This window comes from Pseudomonas sp. SDO55104_S430, from assembly GCF_054070595.1.
Map to the genome: position 1 here is coordinate 1 of NZ_JBSVXG010000047.1, position 19,555 is coordinate 19,555.

At 61.7% G+C, this 19,555-nt stretch carries 14 protein-coding genes; 2 read left to right on the forward strand and 12 right to left on the reverse strand.

What is annotated here, in order from left to right:
• Window positions 1–94: 94 nt before the first annotated feature.
• The 10 genes from glgX to ACW9JE_RS11295 all read right to left on the reverse strand — a co-directional run bounded on the left by glgX (window position 95) and on the right by ACW9JE_RS11295 (window position 14,622).
• Window positions 95–2,251 carry a glycogen debranching protein GlgX gene (gene glgX, locus ACW9JE_RS11250; RefSeq protein ID WP_224536517.1) on the reverse strand — a complete coding sequence of 719 codons (2,157 nt, stop codon included), beginning with the start codon at window positions 2,249–2,251 and terminating at the stop codon, window positions 95–97.
• 230 nt (window positions 2,252–2,481) lie between these two features.
• Window positions 2,482–2,814 (reverse strand): DUF2934 domain-containing protein, encoded by a 333-nt coding sequence (locus ACW9JE_RS11255; protein ID WP_224536519.1) that lies wholly within the window; start codon window positions 2,812–2,814, stop codon window positions 2,482–2,484.
• Between the two features lie 19 nt (window positions 2,815–2,833).
• A complete protein-coding gene (locus ACW9JE_RS11260) occupies window positions 2,834–5,611 on the reverse strand; it encodes a malto-oligosyltrehalose synthase (protein WP_457432779.1) in 2,778 nt (925 codons plus the stop codon).
• On the reverse strand, window positions 5,608–7,686 hold the full coding sequence (gene malQ / locus ACW9JE_RS11265; RefSeq protein ID WP_224536522.1) for a 4-alpha-glucanotransferase: 2,079 nt from the start codon (window positions 7,684–7,686) through the stop codon (window positions 5,608–5,610). Before malQ ends, ACW9JE_RS11260 begins: the two co-directional genes overlap by 4 nt.
• A complete protein-coding gene (gene treZ / locus ACW9JE_RS11270) occupies window positions 7,683–9,473 on the reverse strand; it encodes a malto-oligosyltrehalose trehalohydrolase (RefSeq protein ID WP_457432780.1) in 1,791 nt (596 codons plus the stop codon). Before treZ ends, malQ begins: the two co-directional genes overlap by 4 nt.
• A 15-nt stretch (window positions 9,474–9,488) precedes the next feature.
• Window positions 9,489–11,075: a glycogen synthase GlgA gene (glgA, locus tag ACW9JE_RS11275; RefSeq protein ID WP_224536526.1), complete on the reverse strand. Its 1,587-nt coding sequence runs from the start codon at window positions 11,073–11,075 to the stop codon at window positions 9,489–9,491.
• Window positions 11,076–11,665: 590 nt separating this feature from the next.
• Window positions 11,666–12,619 (reverse strand): D-2-hydroxyacid dehydrogenase family protein, encoded by a 954-nt coding sequence (locus tag ACW9JE_RS11280; RefSeq protein WP_457432781.1) that lies wholly within the window; start codon window positions 12,617–12,619, stop codon window positions 11,666–11,668.
• Between the two features lie 13 nt (window positions 12,620–12,632).
• Window positions 12,633–13,658 (reverse strand): alpha/beta fold hydrolase, encoded by a 1,026-nt coding sequence (locus ACW9JE_RS11285; RefSeq protein WP_457432782.1) that lies wholly within the window; start codon window positions 13,656–13,658, stop codon window positions 12,633–12,635.
• A gap of 83 nt (window positions 13,659–13,741) precedes the next feature.
• Window positions 13,742–14,176, reverse strand: a complete 435-nt coding sequence (locus tag ACW9JE_RS11290; protein ID WP_224536565.1) for a YqaA family protein — start codon at window positions 14,174–14,176, stop codon at window positions 13,742–13,744.
• Complete coding sequence (locus ACW9JE_RS11295) at window positions 14,176–14,622, reverse strand: DUF411 domain-containing protein (RefSeq protein WP_224536534.1); 447 nt, start codon at window positions 14,620–14,622, stop codon at window positions 14,176–14,178. Before ACW9JE_RS11295 ends, ACW9JE_RS11290 begins: the two co-directional genes overlap by 1 nt.
• Before the next feature lie 274 nt (window positions 14,623–14,896).
• Between ACW9JE_RS11295 and ACW9JE_RS11300 the strand changes: the two genes are divergently transcribed.
• Window positions 14,897–15,085 (forward strand): hypothetical protein, encoded by a 189-nt coding sequence (locus tag ACW9JE_RS11300; protein ID WP_224536536.1) that lies wholly within the window; start codon window positions 14,897–14,899, stop codon window positions 15,083–15,085.
• Window positions 15,086–15,260: 175 nt separating this feature from the next.
• Here ACW9JE_RS11300 and ACW9JE_RS11305 read toward each other — a convergent pair whose 3' ends face one another.
• Entirely contained in the window at window positions 15,261–15,632 is a 372-nt protein-coding gene (locus ACW9JE_RS11305; protein WP_224536538.1) for a fe2+ zn2+ uptake regulation protein, read from the reverse strand.
• 246 nt (window positions 15,633–15,878) lie between these two features.
• Between ACW9JE_RS11305 and pvdQ the strand changes: the two genes are divergently transcribed.
• Complete coding sequence (gene pvdQ / locus ACW9JE_RS11310) at window positions 15,879–18,206, forward strand: bifunctional acylase PvdQ (RefSeq protein ID WP_224536540.1); 2,328 nt, start codon at window positions 15,879–15,881, stop codon at window positions 18,204–18,206.
• Between the two features lie 309 nt (window positions 18,207–18,515).
• Here the strand turns inward: pvdQ and ACW9JE_RS11315 are convergent, their stop codons facing one another.
• Window positions 18,516–19,535 carry a FecR family protein gene (locus ACW9JE_RS11315; protein ID WP_224536542.1) on the reverse strand — a complete coding sequence of 340 codons (1,020 nt, stop codon included), beginning with the start codon at window positions 19,533–19,535 and terminating at the stop codon, window positions 18,516–18,518.
• Window positions 19,536–19,555 lie beyond the last annotated feature (20 nt).

Consider the following 19,555-nt stretch of genomic DNA (forward strand, 5'->3'; position numbering starts at 1 on the left):
CTGTGCACTCGATCCGCCTGATAGGCCGCAGTGTCTGAATTGGCGACTGCTTCGCAGCCGGACGCAGGCTTCGCCCGCTGCTACAAGGGCCTGTTTACTCCTCTTCTTCGTGCTGCAACTCGAACAGCAGCAATGATCGGCCTGTGACCGAATACTCATGCCCAAACTCAAACCGCTCCTGCCCACGAATCGACGGTTGGTTGGTGTCGATCATGCACGTCCAGAACCCGCCATCAGGCACTTCCGGCAACTTGAAGTTGACGATGTCGTGATGCGCATTGACCACCAGCAACAGCGTGGCATCGCCCCCTTTGCGTCGGATGCCGGTTTCCTGAGCTCGCCCGTCCAGCAGCATGCCCAGGCAGCGATTGTGCGCGTCGTGCCAGTGTTCGGTGGTCATTTCCGTGCCATCTGCCGCCAGCCAAGTCACGTCCTTGACGCCGATGTCCTCGTTGTAATTGCCCACCAGAAAACGTCCGCGACGCAGGATTGGATAAGCCAGGCGTAACTTGATCAGGCGTTTGACGAACTTGAGCAACGCCTTGCCGTCTTCGCTCAGGTCCCAGTTGACCCAGCCGATCTCGCTGTCCTGGCAATAGGCGTTGTTGTTGCCGTCCTGGGTGCGGGCGAATTCGTCGCCGGCCACCAGCATCGGCGTGCCCTGGGCCAGCAGCAGGGTGGCGAAGAAATTGCGCATCTGCCGGTGGCGCAGGGCATTGATCTCGGGATCGTCGGTGGGGCCTTCGACGCCATGGTTCCAGGACAGGTTGTTGTTGCTGCCGTCCTGGTTGTTCTCGTCGTTGGCCTCGTTGTGCTTGTCGTTGTACGACACCAGATCGTTGAGGGTGAAACCGTCATGGGCGGTGACGAAGTTCACCGACGCATATGGCCTGCGCCCCCGTTGATTGAACATCTCGCCGGAGGCCGTCATGCGGCTGGCGAAGTCCGCCAGCTGGCCATCGTCGCCTTTCCAGAAGGCGCGCACGGTGTCGCGGAATTTGTCGTTCCATTCCACCCAACCCGGCGGAAAGCCACCGACCTGATAGCCGCCGGGGCCACAATCCCAGGGCTCGGCGATCATCTTCACCTGCCGCAGCACCGGATCCTGCCGGCAGGCGACAAGGAAACTGTGACGCTCGTCGAAGCCATCGTGATAACGCCCGAGAATCGTCGCCAGGTCGAAACGGAAACCGTCGACATGCATCTCCGAAGCCCAGTAACGCAGGGAGTCGGTGACCATCTGCAGCACGCACGGATGACTCAAATCCAGGGTATTGCCGGTGCCGGAATCGTTGATGTAGAAGCGCTTGTCGTCCGGCATCAGGCGGTAGTACGAGGCGTTGTCGATCCCGCGCATGGACAGGGTCGGCCCCTGTTCGTTGCCCTCGGCGGTGTGGTTGTAGACCACGTCGAGGATCACTTCCAGATTGGCTTCGTGCAGGTGCGCGACCATTTCCTTGAACTCGGCGATCTTGCCGCTGGCCAGGTACCGAGGGTCGGGGGCGAAAAAGGCGATGCTGTTGTAGCCCCAGTAATTGGTCATGCCCTTGTGCAACAGATGCTGGTCGTTGACGAAGGCATGGATCGGCAGCAGCTCGACCGTGGACACGCCGAGCTTGCGGATGTGTTCGAGCACGTCGTCGACCATCAACCCGGCAAAGGTGCCGCGCACGTTCTCGGGAACGGCGGGGTGGCGCATGGTGATACCGCGCACGTGGGTTTCATAAATGATGGTCTTGTCCCACGGCACACTGACCCGATGATCGTTGCCCCAGGTGTGCGCCGGGTCGATCACCTTGCACTTGGGCACGAAGGGCGCGCTGTCGCGTTCATCGAAACTGAGATCGGCGTCAGGATGGCCGATGGTGTAGCCGAACAGCGCCTCGGACCACTTCAGCTTGCCCACCAGTTGCTTGGCGTAGGGGTCGATCAGCAGTTTGTTGTGGTTGAAGCGATGACCGTTGGCCGGGTCATACGGGCCGTAAACCCGGTAGCCGTAGATCAATCCCGGATGAGCGTCCGGCAGGTAGCCGTGGTAGATCTCGTCGGTGTATTCCGGCAACTCGATGCGTTCGAGTTCGACCTCACCGGCATCGTCGAAGATGCACAGCTCGACCTTGGTGGCATTGGCGGAAAACAGGGCGAAGTTGACCCCCAGACCATCCCAGGTCGCGCCCAACGGGAAGGGCAGGCCTTCGCGGATACGCGAGGGCTCATGGGGTGCCGGGGTGTCTTTTTTGGGGCGGGTCATAGGTGCTCCTGCAAGGCGGATAACTGCGGGGTTTGCGCTACCTGTGGGAGCGGGCTTGCTCGCGAAGGCGTAGTGTCAGTCGACATTGATGCTGGCTGTTCTGCCGCTTTCGCGAGCAAGCCCGCTCCCACAGGTCTTGCACAAGTTCAGGAAGTTTTCATAGGGCAAACGAAACCCTTGTGGCGAGCGCACTCGCCACTCAAATCAATCAGTTCAAATCGGTTAAAGCATCAGGCCGCGGGCGGTTTACGCGGGGCGCGGGGCTTTTTCTCGGCGGCCTTTTCCCCGGGCGGAATCACCGATGCCGCAGCGGCTGGCTTGGCCTTGGTGACCTTGGCCTTCGGCTCGCCGGCCTTGCCATTGAGCGTCTTGGCGGCTGCGGCGGATTTGCTGGCCGGGGTCTTGCTGCCCGTCGCCTTGGGCGCCTTTTTCGGTGCCAACGCTTCGGCTTCGGCCAGTTTGCTGGCCATCTCCCAATGGCGGGCTTCCTGGCCTTCGGGTTTGCCTTCGGACTCCCAGATCTGATAGGCGAACTCGCGGATGCGTTTATCTTGGGTACTCATCGCATTGCTCCTGAACAACTCAAGTGTCGGTAATTTGGATGAACAGATTGACCGGGAAGTCCCCCAGCGCGGCGCTGACCAGCAGCTCCTTTTGTGTTGTGACTGCGGAGCCTGAAAAAAGTCCCTTGAGATTTTCTTCCTCTGTTGTGAACGGCAAATGAACCCGCGTATCGCCCCACTGCGAAGCATCGACCTGCGGTTCGGCACCGTTTTCCAGCAATGAAGCACAGCGGATCGGTACGATCACGATTGCCCGCTTTCCCGCCTGTTCTCGAACGAACGCCAGCACCCGATGGGCCTGGCTGCCCGTGACCTCCAGAGGCTGATAAGTCCCCCGGCGAAACAGCTCCGGGTGCTCGGCGCGCAGGCCCAGCGTGCGGGCAATCAAGGCTTGCTTGATGCGCCCGTCACGCCAGTTCGCCAGCAGCTCCGGCAACGCCGCCGCTTGCTGCAGCGCCTGTTGTCGAGCGGCGTAATCCACGGGGCGGCGGTTGTCCGGGTCGACCAGGGAAAAGTCCCAGTACTCATTGCCCTGATACAGATCCGGCACCCCGGGCACCGTCATGCGCAGCAAGGTTTGCGCCAAGCCATTGAGTGCGCCGGGGGCCGCAATGGTTTGCACGGCCTTGCTGAGGGCCGAGCGCAGCAGTTCACCCTCGGGCGTCAGCAACAGGCGCTTGAGAAAGGTTTCGCAGGCTTGTTCGTAGGCCTCGTTCGGCGCGCTCCAACTGCTTTGCAACTTGGCTTCGCGCAGAGCCTTGCGTTGCCATTGCCAGACGCGCTCGGCGTAATCCTCGAGGGCTGCTGGATCATTGATACCCAGTTCGAGTGGCCAGCTGCCAAGCAGTGCCTGATACAGAATCAGTTCGTCGCCGGCCGACGGTGCCAGGTCATCGTCGCGCAACGGTCGGGCAAGGGTGCGCCACAGACCGACATGTTCGGCGTACCAGCGACTGCGCTCGCTCAACACCGCCAGGCGCGCGCGACTGTCTTCGCCACGCTTGTGGTCGTGGGTCGCGGTGGCCAAGAGGTTGTCGGGGAATTCGGCCAGGCGCTGGGTGCAGGCGCCGTGAAAATCGGCCACCGGGGCGCTGAACTGCTCGGTGCTGAAACCGACGTCATTGCGTGACAGCACGACCGCCGAGCGATAAAACGCGGTGTCCTCCACGGCCTTTGCCGCTGCCGGCGAGGTCAATTGCTGGAAACGCACACAGGCATGCTTGAGGCGCTTGCGGGCCCGTCCCGCCGGGCGTTTGCGCCAAGGCTCGCCTCCCAGCCAGCCGGCCAGGCAATCGAGCACCGGCCAGTCGGCCTCGCCCAGGGTTTGCCGGGCACCGTCCATGGCCTGGCGGAAGATCACTTCATCCTGGGCCGAACGCCCGAGCGGGCTGATGTAGGTGCGGTAAACCGGGAAGTGCACGATCAGTTCCAGCAACGCGCGGCGGATCGCGCCGAGGGTCAGGTCGCGGGTCATCAGGTCATCCCGGGCCACTTGCAGCAGGGCCTGGGCGACGCTTTCGAAATCACCCGCGAGGGAACCGTTGAGGATTTGCTGGCGGGCCAGTTGCGCTTCCTGGCGAAAGTCCGCCGGGCGCTCGCTGTAGCGCTGCCACAGATCGCCGAGGGCCTGCTCGCCCTGGGGATCGTGTTGCAGCAGCGACAGCTGATTCATGAATTCATAACCGGTGGTGCCGTCCACCGACCAGTCGCGGCGCAGGGTTTCACCTTCGCCGAGGATTTTCTCGACGTAGATCGGCAAATGCCGGCCTGGCGCCAGACGATCCACGCGCCGCCGCAACTTGCGGCAGTAACCCCGGGGATCGGCAAGCCCGTCGATATGGTCGATGCGCAGACCGTCGATCAAGCCATCGGCCACCAGTTCGAAGATCTTCGCGTGGGTCGCCTCGAATACAGTGGGCCTTTCGACCCGCAGTCCGCCCAGTTCGTTGATATCGAAAAAGCGCCGCCAGTTGATGTCGTCCGCCGCGGTGCGCCAGCTGGCCAGGCGATAACTCTGGCGCTCCAGCAGATCGTGCAGCTTTTCGAAGCCTTCGGGCGTGGTCGAGTCGTAGCTTTGCAGGTGCTGTTCGATGGCTTTCAGGATGGCCGGATCACGGGCCAGTTCGCGCAGCTCTTCCTTCAGGGGAATGGCCAGTCCGTGGGCATCGGTCTGATAGCTCAGGGTGCTGAAACGGTCGGCCAGAGCCTTGAGCGGTTCGGCGTCGCTCTTGAGCAGTTCGCCGAAATGGCTGGGGCAGATCGGGAAATGGTGCTCGTAATGTTCGACATGAAACGCGCCGCGCCCGGCATCGAAACGCAGGGGCAGGGTGCCGTCCTGCAAGGCGATGCCGTAGTCGCTGCCCAGGAATGGCAACAGCAACTGGCCTTCCATCAACGGGTCAGGTGAATGCCACTGAATGTCGAAGAATTCGCCGTAGGGGCTCAGCCGGCCCCATTCGAGCAGGTCGAGCCACCAGGGATTGTCGCTGGCCCCGACGGCCATGTGGTTGGAGACGATATCGAGGATCAGGCCCATTTGCTGGCCGCGCAACGCACTGACCAGACGACGCAGGGCCGCCTCACCGCCCAGCTCCGGGTTGACCGTGGTTGGGTCCACCACGTCGTAACCATGCATCGACCCGGCGCGAGCACTCAGCAGCGGCGAGGCATACACGTGGCTGATGCCGAGCCTGGCGAAGTACGGCACCAGTGCAACTGCGTCGTCGAGGGTAAAGCCTTTATGAAATTGCAGGCGCAAGGTCGCCCGTATCGGTTGTGGAGTGGACTGCACCGTCATGAATCACGCTCTGCGGCCTGGAGTCGCGCGCAGGCCAGCAGTTCCAGGCGCCGCGCGGCGTCCGGATTGTCCAGCAGGATTTCACTGTAGCCGGGCAGGCGTCGCGACCAGTTGGGGTGGGTATCGATGGTGCCGGGAAGGTTGGCCTGCTGTTCGATGCCCAGGGCATCTTCCAGCGGCAACAGCACCAGCGGCGCTCGGGTGTGGCCGAGGAAACGCACGCTGGCATCCAGTACCTGATCGGTTTCGTGGGATTCCTCGCGAAAGTTCTGCGGATCCTGGGTCAGGACCCGGCGCAGGCCTTCACGCTCCCTTTCGCGGTGCTGGCGCCATTCGATTTCGCCGTTGGCATCGATCAGGTTCAAGCGGGCGCTCCAGTCGATATCACGTCCATGCCACCAACCGTTGAGGGTCGGCAGGTCGTGGGTGCTGGTGGTAGCGAGCGCGTTGTCCGGCCAGTCGAGGATCGGCTTGAAGTGGGTGTTGTCCTGTTCGAACAGCAGCACGCGCATGCCCAGCATCGAGCGAGCGATGAGCTTTTCCCGCAGGCCGTCGGGCACGGTGCCGAGGTCTTCGCCGAGGACGATGGCCTGATGGCGATGGGATTCGAGGGTCAGCAGGCGTAGCAGGTCGTCGATCGGGTAATAGAGATAGGCGCCATCGGCGGGCGGTGCACCGTTGGGGATCACCCACAGCCGCTGCAGGCCCATGACATGGTCGATGCGCAGGCCGCCGGCGTGGGCGAAGTTGGCGCGCAGCATCTCGATGAAGGCGCGAAAGCCGTTGCGCACCAGGCCTTCGGGGGAAAACGCGGAGATGCCCCAGCCCTGGCCGCTGCGGTTAAGGATGTCTGGCGGCGCGCCGACAGTGAGCGAGGCGAGCAATTCATCCTGGCGGCTCCAGGCCTGACTGCCGCCACCATCGGCGCCGACGGCGAGGTCGGCAATCAGGCCGATGCTCATGCCACTGCTGCGGGCGGCGGTCTGGGCGCGTTCCAGGCTGCGGTCGATCAGCCACTGACAGAAGGCGAAATAGCCGATGCGCTCGGCGTTTTCTTCGGCGAATTCGGCCAGGGCGGCACTGCGCGGATCGCGCCATTGTTCGGGCCACTGCCGCCAGTCGAGGTTTTCCCCCTTGGCGGCGCGGACCTCCTGAATGGCTTCGAACCGGCAATGATTTTCCAGGGCTTCGCCGCCAGCGTGACGAAAGCTGCTGAAGTCGGCGTGCAGCGGGTGTTCGCCCTGGATGAAACCTTCGTACAGGGCGTGCAGCAGGCGTTGCTTGGCGTTGGCGGCGGCCGGCCAGTCGATCAGCGGCCGCTGCTCGAGTTCTCTGAGTTCGTCCGCCAGGCCGGTGGCGTCGATGGCTGCGCGCATCGCACGTTCACCCAGGATCGCGCCGGGCGCGCAATACAGGCTGTTGAGGAACAGACGGCTGGAGGGCGAGTAGGGGCTGTAGCGCCCGGTGTCGGCGGCGAACATGGCATGCAGCGGGCTGATCGCCAGGGCTTCGGCGCCGCGCTCGCCCGCCACCCGGGCCAGTTCTTCCAGCGCCAGGGTATCGCCGAACCCGCCATCGCCGGTGCGACGCAGGGAATAGAGTTGCGCGCTCAGGCCCCAGACCCGCGGGATCGGCGAGTCCACGGCGTCTCCTACGCTGAAGCAGCGCTCGGGAGACACGGCAAGGGTAAAGTTCTGGCCGTCGATGCTGACATGCTGATAGCCCACCGGAATCATTCCCGGCAGGGTGGCTTCGGCATCAAGCTTGAGGCTCAGTTGCGAGCCGTCTTCGAGGTGAATCTCGCACGGCGTGTGCGGTTCGAAAAAGTGCGCCAGATTCAGGCCGATACCGACGTCGGCGGTGATCAGTGGCGGCAGGGTCAGGGTCTCTTGCGCTTGCTGCAATTCCACCAGGCTGGCGTCGATTTCCTGGGCGCTGCCGGCCGGATGGCCGAGCCCGGTCAGAACGTTGCGCAAGACCGAGGGGGCGACCTTTTGCTGGCGTCCGTTGGCGTCGATCCAGTCGACCGCCAGGCCCGCCCGGCTGGCGAGGATTTCCAGTTGCGCATCGCTCATTCACGCTCTCCGTTCGGGGGTAGCAAAGGGGGCGCGGCCTTGAGGCTAACGAGCGCGCTGTATGGCGAAAGCGTGCCCTGTTCTTGCTGGCCACGTGGTGGTTGTTCGAATAACAGTTGCGCATCGGTGTGCGGTGAGTGGACCACCGGCACGTCGCTGAGGTTCAGGTCGATACGCAATTGGCTGCCATCGCCCATCAGCCAGCGCGCCGATACCGCGCCTGTGGCCAATACCTCGGCATCCAGCGCCTGGGCGCCGGGCAGACGCGGGATGATGTGCCGGTGGCGGATCTGCAGCAGCTGTCGATACAGCGCTTCGGTACGCGAAACGCCTGCGTCTTTGAGTGTAGGTCTGGACGCTTCGAAGGTCTGCGGCGCATTCGGATCGGGGATGCGTTCGCGTTGACGGGGATCGGCGAACGCCTTGAAGGCGGCGAATTCGTTGCGCCGGCCTTCGCGCACCAGTTGCGCCAATTCACCGTTATGGCTGGTGAAAAACAGGAACGGCTGCTCGGCGGCGTATTCGTCGCCCATGAACAACAGCGGGATCATCGGCGACAGCAGGAGCAGCGCGGTGGCGGCGCGCAAGGCGTCGGGATGCGCCAGTTGATGCAGGCGCTCGCCGAAAGCGCGGTTGCCGATCTGATCGTGGTTCTGCAGGAACAGGATGAAAGCGCTGGGTGGCAGGTGTCCGCTGGCTTCGCCACGGCTTTGGCCATGACGATTGATATGGCCCTGGAACACGAAGCCCTGGCTCAGGCAGCGGGCCAGTTGTTCGGTGGGATTTTGCGCGTAATCGGCGTAGTAGGCATCGGTTTCGCCGGTCAACAGTACATGCAGGGCGTTGTGGCCGTCGTCGTTCCACTGGGCGTCATAGCCTTGCTCCAGCAGGCTCGCCTGATTGTGCTCGTTTTCCACCATCAGCCAGACGTGACGCGGCGGATCGATCTGCTGGCGCACCCGCTGTGCCAGTTCCTGGAGGAAATCCGGATCTTCGATGGCGTGTACCGCGTCCAGGCGCAGGCCGTCGAAGCGGTACTCCAGCAGCCACATCAGGGCGTTATCGATGAAGAAATCCCGCACCTCGCGGCGGCGGAAGTCGATGGCCGCGCCCCAGGGCGTGTGTTTGTCTTCATTGAAAAAGCCCTTGGCGTAGCGATGCAGGTAATTGCCGTCGGGGCCGAAGTGGTTGTACACCACGTCGAGAATCACCGCCAGGCCGTGGCCGTGGGCGGTGTCGATCAGGTGCTTGAGCTGTTCGGGGCTGCCATAGGAGGCCTGGGGCGCGTAGGGCAGCACCCCGTCGTAGCCCCAGTTGCGCTCGCCGGGAAACTGCGCCACGGGCATCAGTTCGATCGCGGTGATACCCAGTTCGACCAGGCGCGCCAGGTGCTGCTCGACGGCGGCAAAACCACCGAGGGCACCGACGTGTAATTCCTGGATCACTGCTTCATTCCACGGACGGCCCAGCCAGGTGCTGTGCCGCCAACGGTAAGCGTGGGGATCGACCACCACACTGTGCCGGTGCACATCGCCATCCTGGGCGCGGGAGGCCGGGTCGGGCACCTCCAGTTCGCCGTCGATGTTATAGCGGTAGCGCGTACCCGCCTCGCAGCGGGTGTTGATCACGAACCAGCCGTCGGCCTGGGGCAACAACGGCATGGACTGTCCATTTTCCAATTCGACACTGACGTAAAACGCATCTGGCGCCCACAACGCGAATTGCGTGTGTTCAGCGTCCAGCATGATTGCGCCGTGGGGCCAGGTCTCAAGGGTCCGTAACGGCATCTTGAAAGCCTCTTTTTACTGTTTGTGCGATTTCCCCAGTGCCCGGGCGACGAGCTTTTCGTAGAGATCGGCGTAGGGCTCGACGGCCTGGCACCAGTTGAAAGGTTGCGTCATGGCCTTGCAGCGCATGGCGTTGAGCAGTTCCGGGAAGGCGAACACCTTGAACGCGCGGCTCAGGGCCTCTTCGTAGCTTTCCACGGTGGATTCATCGAACAGAAAGCCGGTGACACCGTTTTCGATGGTGTCGGCCAGACCACCGGTATTTCGCGCCACCGGCAGAGAACCGAAACGCTGGGCGTACATTTGGCTCAGACCGCAAGGTTCATAGCGCGATGGCATTAGCAGGAAGTCGCTGCCGGCGAACATGCGACGGGCGTCGGTCTCGTTGAAGCCGATGCGCACGCCGATCTCGCCGGGGAAGCGCAGCGCCAGTTCGCGCATGGCCTGTTCTTCTTCAGGCTCGCCACGACCGATGATCGCGATCTGGCCGCCGTTTTTGACGATGAATTCGGAGACGGCTTCGGTCAGGTCCAGGCCTTTCTGATAGACCAGACGCGAAACCACGGCGAACAACGGGCCTTCGCTGGGGTTCAGACCGAACAGCTTGCGTACGTGGTCGGCGTTGACGGTCTTGCCTTCCCAGTCGCCGATGGCGAAGGGGCGGAACAGGTGAGCGTCGGTGGCCGAGTCCCAGCTCTCGTCGATGCCATTGGGGATGCCGCTGAGCTGGCCTTGCTGGGTCTTGGAGGCGAGGAAGCCGTCCAGGCCGCAACCGAAGGCCGGAGTGGTGATCTCCTGGGCGTAGGTGGCGCTGACGGTGGTGATGTGGCTCGAATAGGCCATGCCGGCCTTGAGGAACGACATCTTGCCGTAGAACTCCATGCCTTCCTGCTGCAGCGCGTGCTGCGGTATGCCCAGTTCCGGGCAGGAGCCCAGGCTGGTCACGCCCTGATAGGCCAGGTTATGGATGGTGAACAGGGTCGGCGTGCGCTGCCCGCGCCAGTGCATATAGGCGGGGGCGAGACCGGCGGGCCAGTCATGGGCGTGCACCAGGTCCGGGCACCAGTGGATTTGTGCCAGGTTGGCGGCGATGTCGGCGGCGGCCAGACCCAGGCGGGCGAAACGGATGTGGTTGTCCGGCCAGTCGCGACCGTTGTTGGCGCCGTAAGGCGAGCCTTCGCGCTCGTAGAGTTCGGGGCAGATCAACACGTAGATCACCAGGCCATCGGGCATGTCCATGCGTCCGATCTTGCAGGGTGGCAGTGCGGCATGTCCGCCCAGTTCGCCGATGATATGAATCGGGTTTTCACTGTGCATCACCTGCGGATAACCGGGGATCAACACACGCACGTCATGCAGGTGGGTCATGGCCCGGGGCAGGGCGGCAGACACGTCACCCAGGCCGCCGGTTTTCACCAGATCGGCAATTTCCGAGGTGACGAACAACACTTTCTTCCGGTTGGGATTTGCACTGACCGCTGGTGTCAGCGTTCGGGTGACGGGAACGCTGATCGACTGTGCAGTGGGAGCAATCACGACGCTCGATTCGCCGACGTGCGGGTGAGCACGTTCTCCCTGTATATCCAATGCCGCACTGATCATATGAATCTCCCGTGTCGTTGATCTAATTCTTAGCTCTGGCAAACACTAGTTCTTGTAAACAGGGCCCTGAATCCACGTCCTGTGGTCGGGCACAAAAGCGCCCCGCATCGGTGAGCAAACACTGCCCATGCGCTGAAGCAGAATGGGTGGATAAGCCATTGCAAGGATTGCACCAGTCGCAACGCACCGTCTTTTCATTCGACCAGCCGTTCACGGCAAAAGTTTCGAATATTTTTCCGCTTTGTGACCGACCGGTTCTGGCTTGCGAAACTCAGCCTAGACCAGAACTTAGAGCGGTAAAGCGCGAATGGCAAAATTGTTCGACAATCGGTTTAAAGAGGTACGGACGTGCCGGAAACTGGTGCGCACGCGCCGACGAAGTGCAGGTTTTTTTGGGAAATTGGCAGGAAATGAAGCACAAATGTCACATCGGTGTGCGTGGGTGGACACTTGGCTTGCACCATTGCGGTGCATGACTTTGTGGGAGCGAGCCTGCTCGCGATGAACGTCAGGACTCCGCGGGCATTCAGGCAGCCAGCGTTATCGTTGACCACCATCGCGAGCATGCTCGCTCCTACAGTAGGGCGGTCTCAGTTCAGTGGTCGGATCGGCGCACCGGCTGCCCAGGCCTGTATGTCTTCGATCATCTGCGAGAAGAACAGCTGATAGTTCTGCTGACTGACATACCCGACATGCGGTAAGGCCAAGACGTTTTCCAGGGTGCGGAACGGGTGGTTGGTGGGTAGCGGTTCAACTTCGAACACATCCAGTGCAGCGCCGGCAAGGTGGCGTTTTTGCAGGGCTTTGATGAGGGCAGATTCGTCGACGATCGGCCCACGTGCGGTGTTGACCAGCAGGGCGGTGGGTTTCATCCAGCTCAGGGCTTCGGCGTCTACCAGGCCGCGGGAGCGGTCGCTGAGGACCAGGTGCACGGACAGGATGTCGGCCTGTTCGAACAGTTCCTGCTTAGTGACATAGGTCACACCCGCTTGTGCGGCGCGTTCGGCAGTAAGGTTTTCGCTCCAGGCGATCACGCGCATGCCGAACACCTGACCGAACTGCGCGACACGCTGGCCGATGCTGCCAAGGCCCAGCACCGCCAGGGTCTTGCCATGCAGATCGCCGCCCAACCCTTGTTGCCATTTCCCTGCGCGCAACGAATTGGCTTCGTTCACCAGATTGCGGGTCGCCGCCATGATCAGCGCCCAGGTCAGTTCCGGGGCGGCGTGTTTGTAGCTGTCGCTGCCGCACACCTGAATACCGAGCGCCTTGGCGGCGTCCAGGTCGAGGGCGAAGTTGCGCATGCCCCCGGTCACCAGCAGCTTGAGCTTGGGCAAGCTCTTGAGCAGTTCCGCGTCGAAGCGGGTGCGCTCGCGCATCACGCAAATCACTTCGAAATCACCCAGACGTTTTGCCAGCGTTGCGTTGTCGGCAGGGTAGTCGTGGATGAAACTCACCTCACCGATCGGTTCGAGCACCGACCAGTCGACCACATCGCGGGCCACGTCCTGCCAATCGTCAATCACTGCAATCTGCACCGCCATCAGCCTTACCTCTTCAACGCACGGGATTGGTTTTGTTCAGCCAGCCAAGCAACGCCTTGTGAAACTCTGCCGGTTCTTCCATCTGCGGCGCGTGGCCCATGCCGGGGAATTCCACGAGGGTCGATTGGGGGATCAGTTTTGCCACCTGTTTGCCGAGCTGGTCGTAATGACCGAGTTTGGCCTTGACCTCGGGGGACGCGATATCACTGCCGATGGCGGTGGTATCGGACGTCCCGATCAGAAGCAGCGTGGGCATCTTCAGGTTCTGGAATTCGTAGTAAACCGGTTGGGTGAAGATCATGTCGTAGATCAGGGCCGAATTCCACGCGACTTGTGTATGCCCCGGGCCTTTGTTCAGGCCGGCGAGCATGTCGACCCAACGATCGAATTCAGGCTTCCAGCGCCCGCCGTAATAGGTGTTGCGTTCATAGGTGCGGATGCCGTCGGCGCTGAGCTTCAGCTCACGCTCGTACCACTGATCCACCGTGCGATAAGGCACGCCGAGGGCTTTCCAGTCTTCCAGGCCGATGGGGTTGACCATCGCCAGCTGTTCGACCTGCTCGGGATATTGCAGCGCATAACGGGTGGCGAGCATGCCGCCGGTGGAATGGCCGAGCAGCGTGGCCTTCTGGATGCCCAGAGCCTTAAGCAATTGTTGGGTGTTGCTGGCCAATTGTTGGAAGCTGTACTGATAGTGTGCAGGCTTGCTGGAGGTGCAGAAACCGATCTGGTCCGGCGCGATGACCCGGTAACCGGCGTCGCTCAAGGCCTTGATCGAGGTCTCCCAAGTGGCGCCGCAGAAATTCTTGCCGTGCATCAGCACCACGCTGCGGCCATTGGCCTTCCCGTGGGCGGCGACATCCATATAGCCCATTTGCAGGGACTGGCCCTGGGACTCGAATGCGAAATGCTTGACGGTGTAGGGGTATTCGAAACCTTGCAGCTCGGGACCGTAGGCAGGGCCTTCGGCGTGAGCGATGGCGGGCAGGGCGGCGGTCAGCAGCAGGCCGGGCAGCCAGCGGGTGAGGGGCATGGGCATGGATGAACTCCGGTTGAAATCCGCCGATGCTGTATCGGCACGATTAGGGCGACATTAAAGAGGCAATCGCCACAGCGGTTGGTTCAACCCATCCAGCCCAGGGTGGCCAGTGCCAATACGCCATACCGGGCGCCCTTGGCCAGGGTCACGATCAATAGGAATCGCCCCAGCGGTTCGCGCATTACGCCTGCGACCAGGGTCAGCGGATCGCCGATCACCGGCACCCAGCTGAGCAGCAGCGACCAGTGGCCGTAGCGTTGATAGTGAACCCGGGCCTTTTCCAGATGAGCCGGGCTGACCGGAAACCAGCACCGATCACGAAAGCGCTCGATGGCTCGCCCCAGCCACCAGTTCACCAGCGAACCGAGGACATTGCCCAGGGTCGCTACCGCCAGCAGCGACCACAGCCAGTATTTGTCGCTCAGCAGCAGACCGACCAATACCGCTTCGGATTGCAGTGGCAACAGTGTCGCGGCACCGAAAGCCGCGACGAAAAGACCGAAGTAGGCGCCGAAAATCAATGGGCGGGGTAGTCCGCCACGACTACATCCGTGCCGTCTTTCTTCAGACCGATCACCTGATAGGCATCGCTCATGCCGTCCATTTCCATGCCCGGCGAGCCCATGGGCATGCCGGGAGCGGCGACACCCAGCAAGTCATCGCGTTTGCTCAAGGCCACTACCTGATCGGCCGGTACATGGCCTTCGACGAATTTGCCGTTGATCAAACCGGTGTGACACGACGCCAGGCGCGGTGGCACGCCGTGCTGCTGCTTGAATTCGCTCATGTTGGTTTCGACATGGTCTTCGACCTTGAAACCGTTGGCTTCCAGGTGGCTGATCCATTTCTTGCAGCAGCCGCAGTTGGCATCGCGGTGGACTTCGATGGGAATCAGGTCGGCGGCCTGGGCTAGGGAGGAGATGAACAGGGCGCTCAAGGCAGCCAGACGCAGAGAGGTTCGCATGTCGGCAGGTGTCTCGGATGGCGGGCGAAAAATAACGCATTCTGACCGGTTTTCCCGGACAGGCATTCAAGGTTTGTTTCGAGATACTACAAAGCAGAACAGTCTCATGATGGTAGATCAAGGCTGTCAGGCAGATGAGGGGGACATTACAAATTTGTCAGCTTGGCCGCTGATGCCCTGGGATAAAGCCAAAAATCGTTATCGGCTGTAACATGCAGCGTTACTCGGCAGCGAGCCGGTTCTCGCCGCTTCGATTTATCTTCAGGAAATATCCATGACTCAGTCGCAACGTTTGAAGTATTCGATTCTGATCGCCGTGGCAGTGTTGGCGACCATGTTCGGTTTGACGTATTTGCAGAACACCGGTGTCATCAATGAAAAGCAGTTCCAGTACATCGCCATTGGTGTGGCGGTGGTCGTGGTGGTGATCAATGGCGTGATGCGGCGCAAGGTGAAGCCCTGAGCACGAGGGATCCCACTTGCCACCTGTGGGAATGCGATCATTTGTGGGAGCGAGCCTGCTCGCGATGGAGGTCAATGAGTACGCGGGCTGTCTGAATGCCAGCGGTGTCCGGGCTTCCATCGCGAGCAGGCTCTCTCCCACAGAGAGAACATGTCGTCTGTGGGAGTGTGGTTGATCAGTGATCCTGCAACACCGCCGCAGCCCGTGGATCAAGGCTGTAGCTCTTGTCGGCGTTGAGTACGATCACGCCCTCGCTGTTCAGGCGTTTCAACACTTCTCTCACGCTCAGGAACGACAGCGGAATATCCAGTTCCAGCAAATGCGTGTGCACGCCACGAACTCCCAGGCTACGGTCGCTTTCGGCGGCCGTCAGCAGGGCATCGATGACTTTGAGGCGAATCAGACTGGTTCGCAGGCCAAAACTCTTGAGCAGAAAACGGATCCGCTCGTTGCCTTGGCGCTCGGCACGCGGCTCAAAGACACCGACCCCGATGGAAGACTTCTTTGGTGCGTTTCCACCATCCGTTGGCAGTTGCGAGTTGTACATGGAAAAACTCCTTTTCAGAGCCTGATCAGGAAAATGGGCGCTCTTACAAGACAAGACGTATGAGCGACCCCAATCATGAAGACTTAAATGTAGAAATTTCGTCATCATGGTTTTACCCGTCCTGAAGGCGCCGCCAAATGGCGGTTCTGCCGCCTAAATTTTTTGCGTTTGCTTCGTCCTTGAATGGATGTGCCGTGCGTATCGACACGCAGAACGGTCATCATCGTTTTTCGATCAGGAGCGAGTGTGATTATTTCCAGCCAGTTAACCAGGTTGAGCCTGGCAGGCATGTTTCTGGGGCTGAGTCTTGCGGCGAATGCCCGCAGCCAGCCGGAGCAGGCGAGTGCCGATATCCGTCGGACCAGTTTTGGCGTGCCGCATATTCGGGCTGAAAACGAACGGGGGCTCGGGTTTGGAATCGGCTATGCCTACGCTCAGGATAACCTCTGTTTGCTGGCCAACGAGATCGCCACGGTGAACGGTCAACGCTCGCGCTATTTCGGCCCGGATCAGTTGACGGTCGAGGAACGCGAGAATCTGGTCAGTGACCTGTTTTTCACCTGGCTGAACACCCCGCAGGCGGTTGAAGGCTTCTGGCGGGCGCAAACCCCGCAGGTGCGCGAACTGATCGAAGGATACGTGGCCGGCTACAACCTTTCGCTGGCCGAGCGTCGCGGCCAGGGTCTGCCACAGCAATGCCAGGGCGAGTGGGCGCGGGACATCACTCCCCAGGATCTGGTGAAACTGACCCGTCGCCTGCTGGTGGAAGGTGGTGTCGGGCAATTCGCCGAAGCCCTGGCGGGCGCCACGCCGCCGGCCGCTGTCGCCGGCAATGACGGCAAACAGACGGCCTTCCAGCTGGCCGACACACGCATGCAGCGTTTCGCCCTCGACCGCGGCAGCAATGCGGTGGCGGTGGGCAGTGAGCGTTCGTTCAACGGTCGCGGCATGTTGCTGGCCAATCCGCATTTCCCGTGGGTTGGCGGCATGCGTTTCTACCAGATGCACCTGACCATTCCCGGCAAGCTGGACGTGATGGGCGCCGCCTTGCCAGGTCTGCCGATGATCAACATCGGTTTCAACCAGCACCTGGCCTGGACCCACACCGTGGACTCGTCCAAGCACTTCACCCTGTACCGCCTGCAGCTGGACCCCAAGGATTCGGCGCGCTACCTGCTCGACGGCAAATCCCTGCCTCTGCAGAAACAGACGCTGAGCGTTGACGTGAAGCAGGCAGATGGTTCGATCAAGTCCATTTCCCATGTGGTCTACAGCTCGCAGTTCGGACCGATCGTGCAGTGGCCGGGCAAGCTGGACTGGGACAAGCAGTTCGCCTACAGCCTGCGCGACGCCAATCTGGACAACGACCGCGTCCTTGCGCAGTGGTACGCCATGAACCAGGCCGACAGCCTCCAGGCATTCCAGGATTCGGTGCACAAAATCCAGGGCATTCCGTGGGTCAACACCCTGGCGGCGGACGACAAGGGGCAAACCCTGTACATGAACCTGTCGGTGGTGCCGAATGTCAGCGCCGAGAAGCTGGCGCAATGCAGCGATCCGCGCATCGGCCTGCAGATGATCGTGCTCGACGGCTCCAACAGCGCCTGTGCCTGGGACATCGACCCGCAGGCGGCGCAGAAGGGCATTTATGCCTCGGACAAGTTGCCGCAACTGCTGCGCAAGGATTTCGTGCAGCACTCCAACGATTCGGCGTGGATGGCCAACCCGGCGCAACCTTTGACCGGTTACTCGCCGCTGATCAGCCAGGACAGCCAGCCGCTGGGCCTGCGTTCGCGCTTTGCCCTGAACAGCCTGGCTTCGGTCGGCACGCTGGGTGTGGCGGATCTGCAGCGGATGGTGCTGGGCGATGAGGTGTACCAGGCCGGACAGGTGATGCCGGACCTGCTGCAATTCTGCGCGGGTGATCTGGGCGCCGATGCGCAAACCCTGGCGCCGCTGTGCGCCAGCCTCAAAACCTGGGATCGCAGGGCTAATCTGGAAAGCGGCCTGGGCTTCGTGCATTTCCAGAATGTGATGGAGGGGCTGGAGCAGGCGGAGGATGTCTGGCGAGTGGCCTTCGATCCGCAGGATCCGCAACACACCCCGCGCGGGTTGGCGGTGGATAAGCCGGCCGTGGCACAGGCGTTGCGCCAGGCGATGCTGGCTTCGGTCGAGCAGGTCAAAGCAGCGGGTCTCAAGCCGGACAGCCGTTGGGGCGATATACAGGTGGTCAGTCGCGGCGACCGGGAAACGCCGATCCACGGCGGGCCGGGAGCCTTGGGGGTGTACAACGCCATCCAGAGCGTGCCTCGCACCGACGGCAAGCGCGAAGTGGTCAGCGGCACCAGCTATCTGCAAATCGTCACCTTCGACGACAAGGGGCCTCAGGCCAAAGGGGTGTTGGCGTTTTCGCTGTCCAGTGATCCGGCGTCGAAATACGCCAATGACCAGACCCTGGCGTTTTCGAAGAAGCAGTTGAGCGTGCTGCCGTTTACCGAACAGCAGATCATGGCGGACCCGAATTACCAGGTGCAGACCATTCGTGAGCAGGATGGGAAGGTGGCGAAACAATAAATTCCAGCACTGACTGCGGTCCCTGTGGGAGCGGGCTTGTTCTCGCGAAGAGGTCGGTACATTCAACATCGGTGTTGACTGTGCCGACGCCTTCGCGGGCAAGCCACGCTCCCACAGGGTTTTGTGTGTTTCACAGATTTTTTGATCGACAGAGAAACCTGTGGGAGCCGGGCTTGCCCGCGAAGAGGCCGGCACATTCGACATGGATGCTGACTGGTCTGACGCCTTCGCGGGCAAGCCACGCTCCCACAAGGTTTTGTGGCAGCCGCGGGGCTCAGGGTTACCAATCACCGTCCAGGGGTGTAGGCCTCAGCTTTTGGGCGTGCGCTGCGGAATGGAGTTGATGACCGGGTTGCCTTCCTTGTTGCGCGTCAGGTACACCGGCAGCACTTTGGGCAACGTGGCCACCAGGCTGTTGAGTTCCTTGATGTTGTAGATGCCGCCGATGCGGATGGCGCCGGTGCTGTTGTCGGCCACCATCAATGGCGTTTCCAGATAGCGGTTGATCAGCGGCAGGGCTTCGTTCAGCGCCAGGTTATCCAGCACCAGCTTGCCACTGCGCCAGGCCAGCGAGCTGTCGTTGTCGTAGGTCTGGCTGATCCGTGGAATGTAGTCGCCATGGCGATAGCTGGCCTGCATCGACGGGCCGAGGCGCAAGCCGTCTCCCGGCAGATCGTCGTTGCTGCTGACCAGCACCGAGCCCTCGATCAGGTTGACCTTGACCTGGTCTTCATACATCCAGACGTTGAATTTGGTCCCGGTAACCCGGATCCGGCCTTCGGCTGCCTTGACGATGAACGGGTGGCGGGTGTCGTGACTGACGCTGAAGAACGCTTCGCCCTTGTTCAGGGTGACCTGACGATGATCCTTGTAATTGCTCCAGGTCAGCTCGCTGCCCAGGTTCAACTCGACCTGGCTGCCGTCCTTCAAGGTGACCTGACGCACATTGTCGGTGGCGGCGAAGTGCTCATACGAATCAGGCAGCCAACCCAGATTCCAGCCACTGAAAGCGGCCAGCGGCAGGGCGATGGCACACACTGCGGCGGCCATGCCGTAGGTTTGCCAGGCTGTACGAGGCCGGGCTTTGGAAATCGGCACTTGAACCATAGGCACGACCACCGGTTCCGGCCGCGGCAAATCCCCGGCGACTTCCCAGATTTCCAGCATGGCTTCGTATTCGAACGCGTGCAGCGGATCGGCATCGAGCCACTGCTCGAACGCCAGGCGCTCCTGCGGCGTGCAGTCATCGGCGTGCAGACGCATGCACCAGTGCGCAGCGGCATCGGTGATGGCGTCGTATTCGGCTTGGGAGAGAGAGTGGTCGGTCATTGACTCATCCTGATTTCGGC